Origin of the sequence: Undibacterium sp. Ji50W (genome assembly GCF_049340445.1) — a bacterium.
In the GTDB taxonomy this organism is placed as follows: Bacteria; Pseudomonadota; Gammaproteobacteria; order Burkholderiales; family Burkholderiaceae_D; genus Undibacterium.
The window spans coordinates 554,188-570,004 of the sequence record NZ_JBMPOX010000001.1 but is presented as its reverse complement, the minus strand read 5'-3'; the positions used below and the strand labels follow the sequence as shown (position 1 = coordinate 570,004).

Annotated in this window: 13 protein-coding genes; 6 read left to right on the top strand and 7 right to left on the bottom strand. The window is 49.1% G+C overall.

Translation table 11 applies throughout. From position 1 onward, the window contains the following. Positions 1 to 12: 12 nt before the first annotated feature. Positions 13 to 909: a LysR family transcriptional regulator gene (locus ACO0K9_RS02660; protein ID WP_422981480.1), complete on the bottom strand. Its 897-nt coding sequence runs from the start codon at positions 907 to 909 to the stop codon at positions 13 to 15. Positions 910 to 1,006: 97 nt separating this feature from the next. Between ACO0K9_RS02660 and ACO0K9_RS02655 the strand changes: the two genes are divergently transcribed. Then, positions 1,007 to 2,062 carry an NAD-dependent epimerase/dehydratase family protein gene (locus ACO0K9_RS02655; protein ID WP_422981478.1) on the top strand — a complete coding sequence of 352 codons (1,056 nt, stop codon included), beginning with the start codon at positions 1,007 to 1,009 and terminating at the stop codon, positions 2,060 to 2,062. On the opposite strand, the gene ACO0K9_RS02650 is transcribed toward ACO0K9_RS02655, so the two are convergent. The 6 genes from ACO0K9_RS02650 to urtA all read right to left on the bottom strand — a co-directional run bounded on the left by ACO0K9_RS02650 (position 2,006) and on the right by urtA (position 8,552). Further along, on the bottom strand, positions 2,006 to 2,884 hold the full coding sequence (locus ACO0K9_RS02650; protein ID WP_422981476.1) for an urease accessory protein UreD: 879 nt from the start codon (positions 2,882 to 2,884) through the stop codon (positions 2,006 to 2,008). The two genes, ACO0K9_RS02655 and ACO0K9_RS02650, sit on opposite strands and share 57 nt — an antisense overlap. A gap of 28 nt (positions 2,885 to 2,912) precedes the next feature. Further along, positions 2,913 to 3,611: an urea ABC transporter ATP-binding subunit UrtE gene (urtE, locus tag ACO0K9_RS02645; protein WP_422981474.1), complete on the bottom strand. Its 699-nt coding sequence runs from the start codon at positions 3,609 to 3,611 to the stop codon at positions 2,913 to 2,915. A gap of 12 nt (positions 3,612 to 3,623) precedes the next feature. Further along, positions 3,624 to 4,466 carry an urea ABC transporter ATP-binding protein UrtD gene (gene urtD / locus ACO0K9_RS02640; RefSeq protein ID WP_422982508.1) on the bottom strand — a complete coding sequence of 281 codons (843 nt, stop codon included), beginning with the start codon at positions 4,464 to 4,466 and terminating at the stop codon, positions 3,624 to 3,626. 20 nt (positions 4,467 to 4,486) lie between these two features. Next, on the bottom strand, positions 4,487 to 5,578 hold the full coding sequence (gene urtC / locus ACO0K9_RS02635; RefSeq protein ID WP_422981472.1) for an urea ABC transporter permease subunit UrtC: 1,092 nt from the start codon (positions 5,576 to 5,578) through the stop codon (positions 4,487 to 4,489). Positions 5,579 to 5,586: 8 nt separating this feature from the next. Beyond that, on the bottom strand, positions 5,587 to 7,185 hold the full coding sequence (gene urtB / locus ACO0K9_RS02630; RefSeq protein ID WP_422981470.1) for an urea ABC transporter permease subunit UrtB: 1,599 nt from the start codon (positions 7,183 to 7,185) through the stop codon (positions 5,587 to 5,589). Positions 7,186 to 7,298: 113 nt separating this feature from the next. Beyond that, complete coding sequence (gene urtA, locus ACO0K9_RS02625) at positions 7,299 to 8,552, bottom strand: urea ABC transporter substrate-binding protein (RefSeq protein ID WP_422974372.1); 1,254 nt, start codon at positions 8,550 to 8,552, stop codon at positions 7,299 to 7,301. A gap of 770 nt (positions 8,553 to 9,322) precedes the next feature. Between urtA and ACO0K9_RS02620 the strand changes: the two genes are divergently transcribed. The 5 genes from ACO0K9_RS02620 to ACO0K9_RS02600 all read left to right on the top strand — a co-directional run bounded on the left by ACO0K9_RS02620 (position 9,323) and on the right by ACO0K9_RS02600 (position 15,812). Continuing rightward, on the top strand, positions 9,323 to 10,645 hold the full coding sequence (locus ACO0K9_RS02620) for an ATP-binding protein (RefSeq protein ID WP_422981468.1): 1,323 nt from the start codon (positions 9,323 to 9,325) through the stop codon (positions 10,643 to 10,645). Between the two features lie 92 nt (positions 10,646 to 10,737). Then, positions 10,738 to 12,333, top strand: coding sequence for an EAL domain-containing protein (locus ACO0K9_RS02615; RefSeq protein WP_422981466.1), 1,596 nt, complete (start codon positions 10,738 to 10,740; stop codon positions 12,331 to 12,333). Between the two features lie 79 nt (positions 12,334 to 12,412). Next, complete coding sequence (locus ACO0K9_RS02610; RefSeq protein WP_422981464.1) at positions 12,413 to 13,972, top strand: ATP-binding protein; 1,560 nt, start codon at positions 12,413 to 12,415, stop codon at positions 13,970 to 13,972. After that, on the top strand, positions 13,969 to 15,282 hold the full coding sequence (locus tag ACO0K9_RS02605; protein WP_422981462.1) for an HD domain-containing phosphohydrolase: 1,314 nt from the start codon (positions 13,969 to 13,971) through the stop codon (positions 15,280 to 15,282). Before ACO0K9_RS02610 ends, ACO0K9_RS02605 begins: the two co-directional genes overlap by 4 nt. Beyond that, positions 15,282 to 15,812: a response regulator gene (locus tag ACO0K9_RS02600; RefSeq protein WP_422981460.1), complete on the top strand. Its 531-nt coding sequence runs from the start codon at positions 15,282 to 15,284 to the stop codon at positions 15,810 to 15,812. The genes ACO0K9_RS02605 and ACO0K9_RS02600 overlap by 1 nt, the downstream gene beginning before the upstream one ends. Positions 15,813 to 15,817 lie beyond the last annotated feature (5 nt).

The window sequence follows — 15,817 nt, the reverse complement described above, 5'->3', positions numbered from 1 at the left end:
AGCAAGGAAAATTCAGGCCTTGCCCAATAAGGCCTGCAAGGCAATGACCAGATGATCAAACGTGGTCTTGTAACGCTGGCTTGAGCGCAAGTCTTCATGCATGACGACCCAGACCGGTATATCAATCTGAAATTCTTTTGCCAATACCCGCTGTAGCTGTGGATCCCGACTTGCCAGCCCAAGCTGGCAAACACCAATGCCATAGCCATTGCGTGTGGCTGCAAATTGCACCAGATCGCTGTCTGCCCTCAGTGAAAAATCAGCGCGCTGTATAAATGGGAAGCGTTTTTGCAAGGCCCTTATATACGGTAATTCGCGGTCGAAGCCAATCACACTATGCCCTTTCAGCGCCTGCATATCAGCCGGCACACCATGACGCGCAAGATAACCGGCATGCGCAAAGAAACCCAGACTGATAGTACCCGCGCGGCGGGCGATCAATGCATCTTGCAAGGGTTCGGTCATACGCACGGCGATATCGGCATCGCGCTTGAGCAAATCCTGGGTCAGGTTGGATGTTTGTAACTCTATGCTCAGTTCCGGGCAAGTTTGCCGCAAGTCCGCCAGGATGGCAGGCAGTATTTCCACCCCCATGACTTCTGATGCGGTGATGCGCACCGTACCACGCACCTCGTTCGCCTCTGCCGACACGCTGCGCAGCAAGGCACTTTCAATCGCCCGCAAGCTTTCTGCATAAGGCTTGAGTGCCAGCGCGGCAATGGTGGGGGACAAGCCGGACTGGTTACGCACGAACAGGCTGGTACCCAAAGCCTGTTCCAGCGCCTCGATATGCCGCCCTACCGTTGGCTGGGTCAAACCCAGGGCACGGGCAGCGCCTGACAATGAACCTTCTTCCAGTACCGCCAGGGCAGTACGGTAATAGTCCCAGTGGATATGTTTTTCATCCATACAAAAATGTATATCACCTATGCAATTTTAAGCAATTGTATATAACCAGGCAAAGATACACAATGACTACATCAACTTACCGACAAGGAGTATCAAAATGAATCTGCAAATATCAAACACGATCGAAAACAACAAACAAGCCCTGGTGTTGGGCGCAACAGGCGGCATAGGCAGCGAAGTGGCACGTCTGTTGATGAAGCGCGGCTGGCAAGTGACGACCCTGCATCGCCATCCCGGGCAAGTGAAGGATAAAACTGCAGCACATATCTGGCTGACTGGCGACGTCATGGTGAAAGACGATGTCATGCGTGCAGCAGCAGGGAAATCTGTCATCGTCCATGCAGTCAACCCACCCGGATATCGTGATTGGGAAAAACTGGTGTTGCCGATGATGGACAATACCATCGCCGCTGCCAAAGCCAGTGGCGCACGCATCCTGTTACCTGGCACCGTGTATAACTTTGGTCCGGATGCCTTCCCGCTGATCGCAGAAGACGCCTCACAGTTCCCGATTAGCAAAAAAGGAAAAATCCGGGTAGAGCTGGAACACCGTCTGCGCCTTGCCGCCAGCAAAGGTGTCAAATCCCTCATCGTCAGATCCGGTGATTTTTTTGGTCCCAAGGCAGCCAACAACTGGTTTTCACAAGGACTGGTAACGCCGGGTAAAGCGGTAAATACGGTCCCTTACCCTGGCAGCGCTGACATCGGCCATCAATGGGCTTACTTGCCGGACGTGGCAGAAACCATGGTGCGCCTGCTGGAACGTGAAAACGAGCTGGACAATTTTGCCCGCTTCCACATGGAAGGCCATTGGGACCATGACGGCCAACAGATGGTCGCTGCCATAGGTCGTGTCACTGGCCAGCCGGCATTAAAGGCAAGCTGGTTCCCATGGCCCTTGTTTTACCTGCTGGCACCATTCCAGCAAACTTTTAAAGAAATGCTGGAGATGCGTTATTTGTGGCGTACACCTGTCAAGTTGTCGAACCAGGCATTGCTGGATTTCCTGGGGGAAGAACCGCACACACCACTGGATATTGCTGTTCGTTCCAGCCTGGTGGGTCTGGCTTGCATGAAGCGTGACGAATCCTACGAATCAGGTGTTCCAGATACGCGGAATTACAGCGTCACGCCCAATCACAACAGGGCGTAAATGCCGCCACACCAGTTGTAACCAGTGCCGGGCAACTTCGCTGGAGTTGCCCAGGTAACGGGCAACAATGACAGATTTCATTTGCGTGACGCCACACAGGGCGTCCGCTTCACGTGCAGACAACAAGGCTGCTGTTTGCTCACGCAAAGCCTGCAATTGCTCGCCAGACAGCATGGCACCGGAAGCCAGCACCATCGCCGATACCGATTTGCCGTTCAAGCCTAAAGGGCTCTGCATGGCAGCACTGCCACCCTGCAGGCTACCCTGTTCATGCCAGATCATTTTATCTTCACGGTAAATACTGCAATGCTGCCTGATCTTGCCGCTGTTATAGGTTTCACCAGATGCCGTACGGCCAAAACAGAAAATATCTGCCGTCATCAGCCTGGCATCTGCGGCCAGATGAATGGTCTGATGCAAATCGACGCAGGCATCGTCAAAAAAGATGGTTTCTTGTGGCAGCCATTCCAGCCGTGCACCGGCATCAAGTTTTAGCTTGATATGCTGCGCTGATAAGTGTCCGTTGCTGCGATACCATTTTGCCGCACCTGGAGTCGTCACCAGCGCATGGGTGTCAGCGCCCAGCTTGACATCTATTGTTAACTGATCGCCGCCGACTACACCACCGGGCGGGTGGATGATGATGGCATGGCAGACCGCATCCCCTTCGGGATACAGTGGCTTTTGCACGCGCAAGGGGCCACTGTGTTTGCGCTCTGTCAGACGGGTAACGTCCGCATCCCTGCTAAAGCCGAGTTGCAGACTGGCTTGCCAGTGTGATTTGGTGGTGCTTGAAGGTAGTGCCGGACTACAGACATCCATGTTTAGCTAGCAATAAGTAAAGACAGCACTATACCGCCAGATGCCGTTTGACGTCATCACTATCCATCAATTCCTGACCACCACTGGCCACCACTTCACCGCGCGACAGTACGACAAAATGATCGGCCAGTTCACGGGCAAAATCAAAATACTGCTCGCACAACAAGATACCGATATCGCCGCGCTCGCGCAGCAGGCGGATCACGCGACCGATATCCTTGATGATGGAAGGCTGTATGCCTTCGGTAGGTTCATCAAGGATAATCAGCTTGGGTTCGGCCAGTAAGGCACGGGCAATGGCAAGCTGTTGTTGTTGACCACCCGATAAATCACCGCCGCGCCTGTGCAGCATTTCTTTCAATACGGGAAAAAGCTGATACACCTCATCCTTGATTTTGCCAGCCTTGCGTGCAGGCAGATTAGCCATGCCCATGAGCAGGTTTTCTTCTACCGTCAGGCGTGCAAAAATCTCACGGCCTTGCGGCACATAGGCAATCCCTGCCCTGGCTCGATCATGCGGCGACAGTTTATTGATATCACGGCCTTCAAACGTGATGCTACCTTCAGTGACAGGCAATACTCCCATCAGGCATTTCAGCAAACTGGTTTTACCGACGCCATTACGCCCCAGCAAAGCCATGCATTCTCCTTTTTTCAGAGATAATGAAATACCGCGCAAGGTGTGGCTGGAACCATAATGCTGATGCAATTGTTTAACTTCAAGCATGTTCACTGTTCCTTAGCGTCCCAAATAGACTTCAATGACGCGTTCATCTGCCTGTACTTGCGACATAGTGCCCTCTGCAAGTACAGCCCCTTCATGCAATACCGTTACCTTGCCCTGCTGGGAGATTTCGGTGACAAAGCCCATATCATGTTCGACTACCATGATGGAATGTTTGCCGCGCAGTTCATTCAGCAATTCGGCGGTGCGAGCCGTTTCTGCATCCGACATACCGGCCACCGGCTCATCCAGCAAGATCAGTTGTGGTTCCTGTATTAGCAGCATACCGATTTCCAACCACTGCTTTTGGCCATGCGACAGCAGGCCAGCCGGTCTTTTCTCTTGCCCATCCAGACGTATCAATTGCAGGATGCTCGCTATCTTGTCTTTCTGTTCGCTGTTCAAGCGTGCAAACAGGGTAGTCTTGACGCGCTTGTCCATTTTCATGGCCAGCTCAAGATTTTCGAACACGCTGTGTTGCTCAAACACGGTCGGGCGCTGGAACTTGCGGCCTATGCCGGCATGAGCGATATCCACCTCGCTCATGCGTGTCAGGTCCATGGTCTGACCAAAGAATGCGGTACCGGATGTGGGCCGGGTTTTACCGGTAATGACATCCATCATCGTGGTCTTACCGGCACCATTCGGGCCTATGATGCAACGCAGTTCACCAACTGAAATATCCAGGGTCAGGTTATTGATGGCCTTAAACCCGTCAAATGAAACCACGATATCTTCCAGGTACAGGATAGCGCCATGGGTGGTATCCAGCCCTTCTGGCTTGATGCGACCATAGGACACGCCCTGATCACCGGTTGCACTATCGTATTGCTGCCCTGGTCGCAAGACGCCACTCATCATGCCGTTCGCCAAATAAGTCATGCAGGCTCCCGCTGTTTTTTAAATTTTCCTGCCAATCCCAGAACACCTTGTTGCATGAATAAGGTCACCAGGATAAACAACAGACCTAAGGCATACAACCACAAATCAGGGAAAGCTGCAGTAAACCAGCTCTTCAAACCATTGACAGTAAATGCACCGATGATGGGCCCCAACAAGGTGCCACGCCCACCCACTGCCGCCCAGATCACCATTTCTATGGAATTGGCTGGCGACATTTCAGATGGGTTGATGATGCCCACCTGCGGCACATACAAGGCACCGGCAATACCGCAAAGTATGGCGGACAGCGTCCACACAAACAGTTTGAACCACAAGGGGTTGTAACCGATGAACATCAGACGTGATTCTGAATCACGCACCGCCTGCAACACGCGCCCGAGTTTGGAAGTCACTATCCAGCGGCACAGGAACAACGCTGACAGCAAAATCAGCAAGGTGATCAGATACAAGGCTGCCTTGGTGCCAGGTGCAGTGATGGTAAAACCCAGAATACGTTTGAAGTCAGTGAAACCGTTATTACCACCAAAGCCGGTGTTATTACGGAAGAACAGCAGCATGAAAGCAAACGTCATCGCCTGAGTGATGATGGAGAAATACACGCCCTTGATGCGGGACCGGAAGGCAAAAAAACCAAAGATAAAAGCCAGCACGCCAGGCACCAGTACCACCAGCGCCATGCAATACCAGAAGCTGTCGGTCATGGACCAATACCAGGGGTAGGTTTTCCAGTCTAGGAAGACCATGAAGTCAGGCAGATTGCTTTGGTAGACGCCTTCACGACCAATCGCCCGCATCAGATACATGCCATGGGCATACGCACCCAGCGCGAAAAATACGCCATGCCCCAACGACAGAATGCCGGTATACCCCCATACCAGGTCCAGCGCCAGTGCCGCCAGGGCGTAACACATGAACTTACCGACCAGGGCAATGGTATAGCTGGAAATATGCAAAGCATGGCCCGCAGGAAAACTCAGATTACAGATCGGTAGCAACACAGCTATCACTGCGCAAATCAGAATGCCAGTCCAGGCAGGTTTGGAAAACAAACTCTTCATTGTAGTCATAGTTGAGCTCATTCCACACTCCTGCCTTTGAGCGCAAACAAGCCTTGCGGTCTGCGTTGTATGAAAATGATGATGAATACCAGAATGACGATCTTGGCCATGACAGCACCGGCCACTGGTTCCAGGAATTTATTTACTTCACCCAGGCCAAAGGCGGCAATCACGGTACCCGCCAACTGCCCTACCCCGCCCAGCACGACTACCATGAAAGAATCAACAATATAATTTTGCCCCAGGTCTGGGCCGACATTGCCTAATTGCGACAGGGCTACGCCACCCAGGCCTGCGATACCTGATCCCAGGCCAAAAGTCAGCATATCAATCTTGCCAGTTGCCACGCCGACGCAATCTGCCATGCGGCGGTTTTGCGTGACGGCACGCACGAACAGGCCGAGCCGGGTTTTATTCAACAATAACCAGACTGCAAATACCACGAACAGGGCAAAGAAAATAATGATGATGCGGTTATACGACAGCACCAGTGAACCCAATACGGTGATACCGCCCGACATCCAGGCTGGATTGGCGACCTCGACATTTTGTGCACCAAAGATGGAACGCACGGCTTGCATCAATATCAGGCTGATGCCCCAGGTACATAACAAGGTTTCCAATGGACGACCATACAACCAGCGTATGACGGTTCTCTCTAGCAAAATACCGACTATGGCAGACACCAGGAAAGCCGCTGGCAAGGCCAGCAATAAATAGGCATCCAGCGCACCGGGCATGAATTTGCGGAACAACATCTGGCAGGCATAGGTGGTGTACGCACCGATCATCAGCAGTTCGCCATGCGCCATGTTGATAATGCCCATCAATCCAAAGGTAATCGCCAGGCCGAGTGCCGCCAGCAGTAGCACACTGCCCAGCGAAACGCCGTAAAACAGGTTGCCGATAAATTCCATGCGTGCCAGACGACCATCGATGGCATTCAAGGTATTGGCCGCCTCTAGTCGTATGCTGGCATCGGCTTCGTTGTAAGTACCATCGGGATTTTGTGCCAGCATTTTTTGCAGCACAGGCTTTAAATTCGGGTTCGGGCTATCCAGCAAGGCCTTGACTGCAGCCTTGCGCACTACCGGGTCACTGGCCTGCAAATTGGCAGTTGCAATCAACATTTGCAGCCGGGATTTTATTTCGCTATCGTTTTCTTTCAGATAGGCTTTGTTCAGCAAGGGCAACTGTTCTGGCGTTGCTTCTTTCTCCAGTGCGGTCGCTGCAACCAGACGGGTATTTTTATCAGGTGAAAACAGCCTCAAACCTGACAGTGCACTGTCAAGTGCGGCACGCAAACGGTTGTTGATGGTGATTGCCTCGGCATCATCCGGCAATTTCTGCATTTTTCCACTGGCAAGGTCTTTGGCCTGTTCACCATCGACCAGATAGACAGCAACATCCTTGACGAATAATTGTTCATTTTTGAGAGCGGTCAGTACTTCTGCTGCTTCTTCATTGCCCATGGCTGCGATGGAATTGACGGCAGCAATACGGGCATCAGGATCATCACCAGACAGTGCCAACAAGAGCTTGCCATCGATAGCTGCGTGCGCACTCAGGCTGAACACGAGCAGGACGATGCTCGCGCAGATTTTACGAAATGTCATAGGCAACCAGGTCAGGGATGGAAAAATTCAGGAACGGCACTCAAGGCAACAGCCATGCTAACCAGCTATTCAGCCAGTCACATTAACCCCGAGTGCCTGCGTCATTCCTTCAATTACAGTTTTTGCTTGCCTTCATTGCCTGGGATATACGGGCTCCATGGTTGGGCACGAATCGGTGCCTTGGTTTTGTAGACCACGCTGAACTGACCATCAGCCTTGATCTCGCCTATCATGACTGGCTTATGCAAGTGGTGATTGGTTTTGTCCATCGTCAATTCAAAACCGGATGGCGCCTTGAAAGTTTGTCCGCCCATGGCGGCGATGACCTTGTCGGTGTCGGTGGACTTGGCTTTTTCAACTGCCTGTTTCCACATATAGATACCAACATAAGTCGCTTCCATAGGATCGTTGGTGACGACGGTAGCTGCATTCGGCAGTTTTTTGGCGGCAGCATAGTCTTTCCATTTCTTGATGAATTCGGTGTTCACCGGGTTCTTCACGGACTGGAAGTAATTCCAGGCGGCCAGATGGCCGACCAGAGGTTTGGCATCCACACCGCGCAATTCTTCTTCACCGACTGAGAATGCGACAACCGGCACGTCGGTTGCCTTCAGACCGGCATTGCCGAGTTCTTTATAGAACGGTACGTTGGAATCACCATTAATGGTGGAAATGACCGCAGTTTTACCGCCTGCAGCAAATTTCTTGATATTCGCAACGATGGTCTGGTAATCAGAATGACCGAATGGCGTATAGACTTCATCGATATCAGTATCCTTGACGCCCTTGCTATGCAAGAAGGCACGCAGGATTTTGTTGGTCGTACGTGGATACACATAATCAGTACCCAGCAAAACAAAACGTTTGGCACCACCACCCTCTTTCGACATCAGGTATTCAGTGGCGGGAATGGCTTGCTGATTCGGTGCTGCACCTGTGTAGAAAACGTTTTTCTCCAGTTCTTCACCTTCGTACTGAACCGGGTAAAACAACAGGCTATTGAGTTCCTTGAAGACTGGCAGTACCGATTTACGCGATACCGATGTCCAGCAACCAAACACGACAGATACTTTGTCTTGCGATACCAGTTGACGGGCTTTTTCGGCAAACAATGGCCAGTTGGATGCCGGATCAACGATCACCGCTTCCAGCTTTTTGCCCATGACACCACCCTTGGCATTGATTTCATCGATCGTCATCAAGGCCACATCTTTCAGCGATGTCTCCGAGATTGCCATAGTGCCAGACAGGGAATGCAGAATGCCGACCTTGATGGTATCGGCGGCCTGTGCCTGCGAGATCCAGCCGGAAGCGGCCAAAGTCATTGCGGCAAGTGCAGTTGCTTTCAAAACAGTACGACGTGACATGTTTTCTCCTGGTAGTGGTGAGGTCATGGAACAAAAAACTGCAAGCTTCCCACTACAGATAGCAGATAACGTGCCAACTGCTGGCTGGAACCAGACCACTCAGTAACATGATTTAACTCAGATGCAAACGCTCAAACGGCTGACGCTTACCTGACGTGAACAAGATGATTTGAGATGCCATGCAAGGAGTCACTGCAGGGTCATGCTGAAGTCATCACGCAAGCAAGCCTGGTGTATGGGCAAGTTGGACAGGTCAGGCAATGACGCACTGCACCACAGCGATTGAGCACCGCAGCGCCGACATAGTCTATGTTGGCGGCATACAAAAACTAACCAAATTGGTGAGAATTGTTTCCCTGAAATTTTTTTTGCCACAAGCTCCACTTTTTAGTGCATTCATGCTCTCAAATTGTGCGGAAAACAACGGCCATATGAAATTGCTCTATTTTTAATCATTGTTATCAAATTTATTTTCACTTGAAATAAGACGAAAATACTCGTCCTGGTTGAAAGCTTGCCAATAAAAGTCGCGCATTTTTTGCCAGATATTTGATTTTATTGACTTATTTCAAATTCATAAGACATCAATGATCCGTTTGAATGCCAGGGTCAAGGCAATCTTGCAAAAAATCTGCGATGGGCTTGATGTGGAATAAATATCATAAAGGAAACAAATATATAGCCATTTGCCTATTTATTGTTCTAATATGTACACGTAAGGGAATTTAAAAAAAAACAATCTTGTTGTCAATTTTCCTGTCCCGGTGATCATGAATCAATTTGATGAGTTCAGCATACTCCCGCCGGCCGCTGCGACTGCCGCCGTAGCTGACACAAGCAAAAGCCTGTCCACTGAGACCAGGCTGCAATACCTGATAGACAATACTCCTGCCATTATTTACAGCAGCGTACCCACTGGCGACTTCAAAATGACTTTCGTCAGTAATAACGCACTCCACGTGCTGGGCTATCAGCCAGAAGAAATGGTCGCCGACCCGAATTTCTGGTTCGACCATATTCATCCTGACGATGTGCCCCAGATTTTCTCCAGTATCGCCAAATTATTCACTGAAGGAGAGCGCACTTACGAATACCGCTTCATGAGCCGTGCCGGTCATTATGTGTGGATGCACGACATGCTGAGGCTGATTCGCGACCAGGACGGCAATCCTGTAGAAGTGATCGGCTCGTTGACGGACATTACCAAACGCAAGGAAATGGAAGAAACCCTGTCCAAAAAGGGGGAAGAGCAACAGCTTTTGATCAAGAAATTGCAAGAAGCCCATGAACAGTTACTGCAATCCGAAAAAATGGCTTCGGTTGGTCAATTGGCCGCCGGTATTGCGCATGAAATCAATAACCCCATAGGCTTTATCAATTCCAATATTGGCAGCCTGCAAAATTACGTAGACAAGTTGTTTGAAGTCATCAATGATTATGAAGGCCTGATCCCGCAAGCACTGGCTGCAAGCCAGGCGAGCAGCAAAATGAATGAGATCAGGGAAAAAGCTGATCTCCAATTTTTAAAGGAAGATATACAGGACCTGGTACGGGAATCCATGGATGGGCTCAAGCGCGTCAAGGACATCGTTCAATCACTTAAAGATTTTTCGCACGTGGGTGAAACGGACTGGCAAGAGGCAGACATTCATCAAGGCATAGACAGTACGTTGAATATCGTCAAAAACGAAATCAAGTACAAGGCCAATGTGGTCAAGGAATATGGCCAGTTGCCACCGGTGAAATGCATCATTTCGCAGGTCAACCAAGTCATCATGAATTTGCTGGTGAATGCCTCACATGCGATCAAGGAAAACGGCGTCATCAAAGTCAGCACGGGCTGTGACAAGGACATGGTCTGGATAAAAGTGCTGGATACCGGTGGCGGCATTCCCCCTGAAAACCTGAATCGCATCTTTGAGCCATTTTTCACCACCAAACCCGTAGGCAGTGGAACCGGCCTCGGTCTTTCCCTTTCTTACGGCATCATCAAAAAACACGGTGGCAGGATTGATGTCAGCAGCGTACTCGGAAAAGGAACTTGCTTCACTGTCTGGCTCCCCTTGCGTCAGGAAGATACAACGACACAGTAATCAGCGTCCATGTCTGTCGCAATAGTACTTTGCATGGTCAGCATAATGTGAGATCAAATCAAATGGATATGGTAACGCACAAGCAAATTGATATGGCGAAAGAACTTCAACTGGCAATCAATGCCAATGAATTGGAGTTGCATTACCAGCCCAAGGCAGATTTACAAACCGGCTTACTAGTCGGGGTGGAAGCCTTATTGCGCTGGAATCATGCCACTAGCGGTGCCATCCCTCCTTCAGCGTTCATACGGGTAGCGGAACAATCTGATCTTATTATCCAATTAGGTGAGTGGGTAATCAGGCAGGTTTGCACGGATATCAGAGGCTGGGTAAATGCGAAATTTGATGTACCGTGTGTGGCGATCAATGTTTCCCCGAAACAATTGCAGGATGCCGGGTTCAGTATGCGCCTGTCCGAAATCCTGAAAAGTATGCAGGTGACGGCGGATCAGATATCTTTGGAAATTACTGAAAATATACTCATGCATCGCAATACCGACATAGATCAGCTCTTCATGGATTTCAAGGAACAAGGCTACAAGCTGTCTCTTGACGACTTTGGTACAGGCTATTCTGCCCTCAGTTATCTGAAACATTTTCCATTCGATTATGTCAAAATCGATCAATCTTTTGTCCATGAACTGCCACACAACTCAGACGATGTCTCGATTTCCAAAGCCATCATTTCCATGGCCCATAGCATGGGAATGAAAGTCATCGCTGAAGGTGTGGAAACAGAAGCGCAATGCAAATTCCTGAGCGAAAATATGTGTGATGAAATACAAGGCTATTTTTTTTCCGTTCCTCTGTCGATCAAACAGATGACGGAATTTTTACAAGAGAGCCTGGTACTGGACAAACATTTATTACGTATGGGGAAACCGGACCGTACCTTACTGCTGGTCGACGACGAGCCCAATATATTAAATGCACTGAAACGCCTGTTACGTCGTGACGGATACCAAATACTTACCGCTGGTGGCGGGCATGAGGGTTTGAGTATTCTTGAAAAAAATAGCGTTGATGTCATCATTTCTGATCAACGCATGCCGTCCATGACTGGGGTGGAATTTTTGCGGAATGCAAAAAAACTCTATCCGGATACCATACGTATTGTTTTGTCCGGCTACACCGAACTGCAATACATCACCGATGCCATTAATGAAGGCGCGATCTACAAGTTCCTGACCAAGCCCTGGGATGATGAACAAATACGCGCCAATATCCGTGAAGCCTTTCATTACAAAGAAATGGAAGATGAAAACCGTAGCCTGAACCTGCAAATACAAACAAAAAATCAGGAACTGGTCACTGCAAACCGTCAACTGGCAGAATTAGTCAAACAAAAACAAAAACAAATCACCCTGGGACAGTTGAGTTTAAGCATAGTGCGCGAAGTGCTGCAATATGTTCCATTACCCATTATCGCTGTCGATGATGAAGACATGGTGGTGTTCATCAATAGTTCTGCGGAACAGGTCATTCCACAATCCAGGATAGAATTGGGATGCCAGATTGAACACCTGATTCCAGATGTAGGTACTGGGATTAAAGAACATTCAGAAGGTATGTGGTTCCCGGTACATGTCTACCAAAAGCCATTTAACGCACAGTGGAAGAATATGGGCGACCAGAATAAGCCCAGCGGAAAAATTGTCATGCTGATAGACGACAGGATGCACCATTGATCAGGGCAAGGAAAGGAAATCAGGTACCCCGCCATCAAAACGTATCCTGCCGGACGAAACAAAGACCAGGTGAAAAAGAATGAGCAAAGAATCTCCCGTGTCAGAAAAAACCAGTTCCTCTTCTGCGTCAACACAAGAAAAAACTGGTCCTGGACAGTTAGCCAATGTTTTGGCGGAGAAGCAAAAGATAGATACATTTGCCCTGAACACCATGGGCATAGAATTGGCGCAATTCCTTGACAGCAGCCCGGTCCCGACTTTTGTGATTGATTCGCATCATGTCATTACCCACTGGAACAAAGCCTGTGAATATGTCCTTGGCTACTCTGCTGCCAGTATGGTATCTACCCGCAATCAATGGAAAGCTTTTTATCGCGACAACCGGCCAGTCCTGGCGGATCTGGTTTTATCTGGTGATGATATTTACATACAAAAATTTTACAAGAATAAATTTTCTTCTTCGCAGCTTATACCCGGTGCCTACGAAGCTATTGATTTTTTTCCCGACTTGCATGAACACGGTTTGTGGCTGCATTTTACCGCTGCGCCGCTCTACAATCAGGAAGGAAAAATTGTAGGTGCCATAGAAACCCTCGAAGATATCACTGAACGTTGCGACGCCGAGAACGCTTTGCGTCAGGCCCACAGCAATCTGGAAAACCTGGTAAAAAAACGCACCTTGCAACTGGCGGATATCAATAACAAACTGGAAGCAGATATCAAGCAAAGAGAAGCTGTAGAAAATGAATTGGTACGCCGCAATACCGAATTGACCGAGCTTAATGCCAGGCTATCCATGGCGCAGGAACAATTGCTGCAATCTGAAAAGTTAGCGTCCATAGGTCAGCTGGCGGCCGGTGTCGCGCATGAAATCAATAACCCCATTGGTTATATTTTTTCAAATTTCACCACATTGGAAAACTATATCAAGGACCTGTTCTGTATCATCCATACCTATGAAACTGCCGAATCACATATTGCCGACGCCAGCATACGACGTGAATTGGCCACTATAAAAGAAGAAAAGGAATTACCCTTCCTGAAGGAAGACATACCCGAGCTGGTGCAACAGTCAAGGGAAGGCATAGAACGTGTACGCAAGATTGTTCAGGATTTAAAGGATTTTTCAAGAGTAGATTCGCAACAAGAATGGCAATGGGCCAATCTTCATCAGGGTATAGATTCCACATTGAACATTGTCAATAACGAGATCAAATACAAGGCAGACGTCATCAAGGAATATGGCGACATTCCCGATATCGAATGCCTGGCTTCGCAAATCAATCAGGTCATCATGAATCTGGTGGTAAATGCATCGCACGCCATAGGAGAAGAAAGAGGGAAAATCACCATTCGCACCAGTCGTGATGACGAACTTGAGCGTGTCACGATAGAAGTGACGGATAATGGCAGTGGTATCCCCAAAGAAAATCTCAATCGCATTTTTGACCCCTTCTTTACCACTAAGCCTATAGGTAAAGGCACAGGATTGGGGCTATCGCTCTCTTATGGCATCATCCAGAAGCATGCGGGCAATATTAGTGTCAGCAGCGAAATCGGCAAAGGCACCAGCTTTCTTATCAGCCTGCCTGTCCGGCATGTAGACGATTCCCCTAACGATGAAGGTGCCCAAACATGAGCGGCGAGATTGCACCCGAGAACCAATCGGTACTGCTTTTCGTAGATGACGAGCCGAATATTCTTTCTGCTCTGCGCAGACTGTTCAGACCCCACTCATACAAAATACTGATTGCCAACGGCGGTCAGGAAGGCCTGGATATACTGGAAAAAGAAGCTGTTGACCTGGTGATATCTGATATGCGTATGCCAGTCATGGACGGAGCCGTATTTTTAACACATGTCAGAGCCCGTTGGCCAAATACCATACGCTTGTTGCTGACCGGTTACGCCGACATGCAATCGACTATCGATGCCATCAACCGGGGGGAAATTTATCGCTACATTACCAAGCCTTGGAACGACAATGACATCGTACTGGTCGTACGGCAGGCATTGGAGCGCAAGGCGCTTGAGCTTGAGAAAAAACGGCTGGAAGAATTAACCGCAAGACAGAATGAAGAATTAAAGTCACTCAATGCCACTCTCGAAATAAAGGTGGATGAACGCACTGCCGATTTAAAAAAGGCGCATGAGTCCTTATTACTGGCAAATGACAAATTAAAAAGTAATTTTCTGACATCCATCAAGGTATTTTCCAGCGTCGTCGAAATGCGGGGCGGCAAACTGGTAGGACATTCCAGAAGAGTTGCCGACCTGTCCAGGAAAATAGCAAAAAAATTCAATATGGACACGCGCGAAATTCAGGAAATTTTTGTCGCGGCATTATTGGCCGACATAGGAAAGATAGGCTTTTCAGACGAGTTGCTGGAAACCCCAGTCAATCAGATGAATGGTGACCAGCTAGGGCAATACCATAAACACACTTTACGGGCCGAGCAGCTATTGATGCCATTGCAAGATTTGCAAGGCACAGCAAAAATCATACGCTCGCAGCATGAACGTTTTGACGGTCGGGGATTTCCAGATGGACTGCAAGGTGAAAATATCCCCTTGGGCGCGCGCATCCTGGCGCTGGCCGGTGATTACGACAATCTTCAGAATGGCAGCCTGGTGCCGCGACGCGTACACATGGATGATGCCCAGGCCCTGATTATCCGCGGCGCTGGTAATCGCTATGATGAAAAAGTTGTTAAGGCATTCAAACAAATCGTCACGAATCAGGGCGACGATATTGATGATAAAGAAGTCAGCGTGCCACAACTGCAGATCGGCATGATTCTTTCCGCGGACGTAGTTTCCAAGGACGGCATGTTACTGTTACCCGCTGAATACGTGCTTGATCAGCATGTCATCGATAAGTTGAGATTGTTCGACCATCCCGGAAGTGCTAAATTAATGATACGGGTTTACAGTAACAGGAGAAAATAATGCCTAGAATCTTATTATTGGATGATGAACAGAATGTGTTACTGGCATTGCAAAGAAGCCTGAAAAGTATCTCCAAAGAGATGGAAATGACCATAGACCTGTTCAATTCCCCTTCTGAAGCACTGGAACACATGCGGCACACGGCCTATGACTTTATTGTCTCGGACTACCATATGCCCGCCATGAATGGCATACAATTTCTGTCGGTAGCCAAAGAAATGCAACCAGATGCCATACGCATGATGCTGAGTGCATCTGCCGAATTCAAAACCATACTGGGTGCTATCAACGACGCCGAGGTTTTTCGTTACATCGCCAAACCCTGGAATCAGGACGAACTCATAGACACCATCAAACTGGCAGCAGCACGCCGCCAGCAAATAGTGGAAGAACACCGCCTGGCCGATGAATTACGTGTACAGCGTGGCCTGATCACGCCGCAGGAAGAAGAAATGAAACGCCTGGAAGAAACTGATCCCGGCATTACCAAAGTCAAATGGGGGCCGGATGGATCTGTGTTACTGGAATAAATGAT

Excerpts from the sequence above, each read along its gene's own strand:
- ACO0K9_RS02660 (WP_422981480.1), bottom strand. The coding sequence starts at position 909 with ATGGATGAAAAACATATCCACTGGGACTATTACCGTACTGCCCTGGCG.
- ACO0K9_RS02655 (WP_422981478.1), top strand. The coding sequence starts at position 1,007 with ATGAATCTGCAAATATCAAACACGATCGAAAACAACAAACAAGCCCTG.
- ACO0K9_RS02650 (WP_422981476.1), bottom strand. The coding sequence starts at position 2,884 with ATGGATGTCTGTAGTCCGGCACTACCTTCAAGCACCACCAAATCACAC.
- urtE (WP_422981474.1), bottom strand. The coding sequence starts at position 3,611 with ATGCTTGAAGTTAAACAATTGCATCAGCATTATGGTTCCAGCCACACC.
- urtD (WP_422982508.1), bottom strand. The coding sequence starts at position 4,466 with ATGAGTGGCGTCTTGCGACCAGGGCAGCAATACGATAGTGCAACCGGT.
- urtC (WP_422981472.1), bottom strand. The coding sequence starts at position 5,578 with ATGACTACAATGAAGAGTTTGTTTTCCAAACCTGCCTGGACTGGCATT.
- urtB (WP_422981470.1), bottom strand. The coding sequence starts at position 7,185 with ATGACATTTCGTAAAATCTGCGCGAGCATCGTCCTGCTCGTGTTCAGC.
- urtA (WP_422974372.1), bottom strand. The coding sequence starts at position 8,552 with ATGTCACGTCGTACTGTTTTGAAAGCAACTGCACTTGCCGCAATGACT.
- ACO0K9_RS02620 (WP_422981468.1), top strand. The coding sequence starts at position 9,323 with ATGAATCAATTTGATGAGTTCAGCATACTCCCGCCGGCCGCTGCGACT.
- ACO0K9_RS02615 (WP_422981466.1), top strand. The coding sequence starts at position 10,738 with ATGGCGAAAGAACTTCAACTGGCAATCAATGCCAATGAATTGGAGTTG.
- ACO0K9_RS02610 (WP_422981464.1), top strand. The coding sequence starts at position 12,413 with ATGAGCAAAGAATCTCCCGTGTCAGAAAAAACCAGTTCCTCTTCTGCG.
- ACO0K9_RS02605 (WP_422981462.1), top strand. The coding sequence starts at position 13,969 with ATGAGCGGCGAGATTGCACCCGAGAACCAATCGGTACTGCTTTTCGTA.
- ACO0K9_RS02600 (WP_422981460.1), top strand. The coding sequence starts at position 15,282 with ATGCCTAGAATCTTATTATTGGATGATGAACAGAATGTGTTACTGGCA.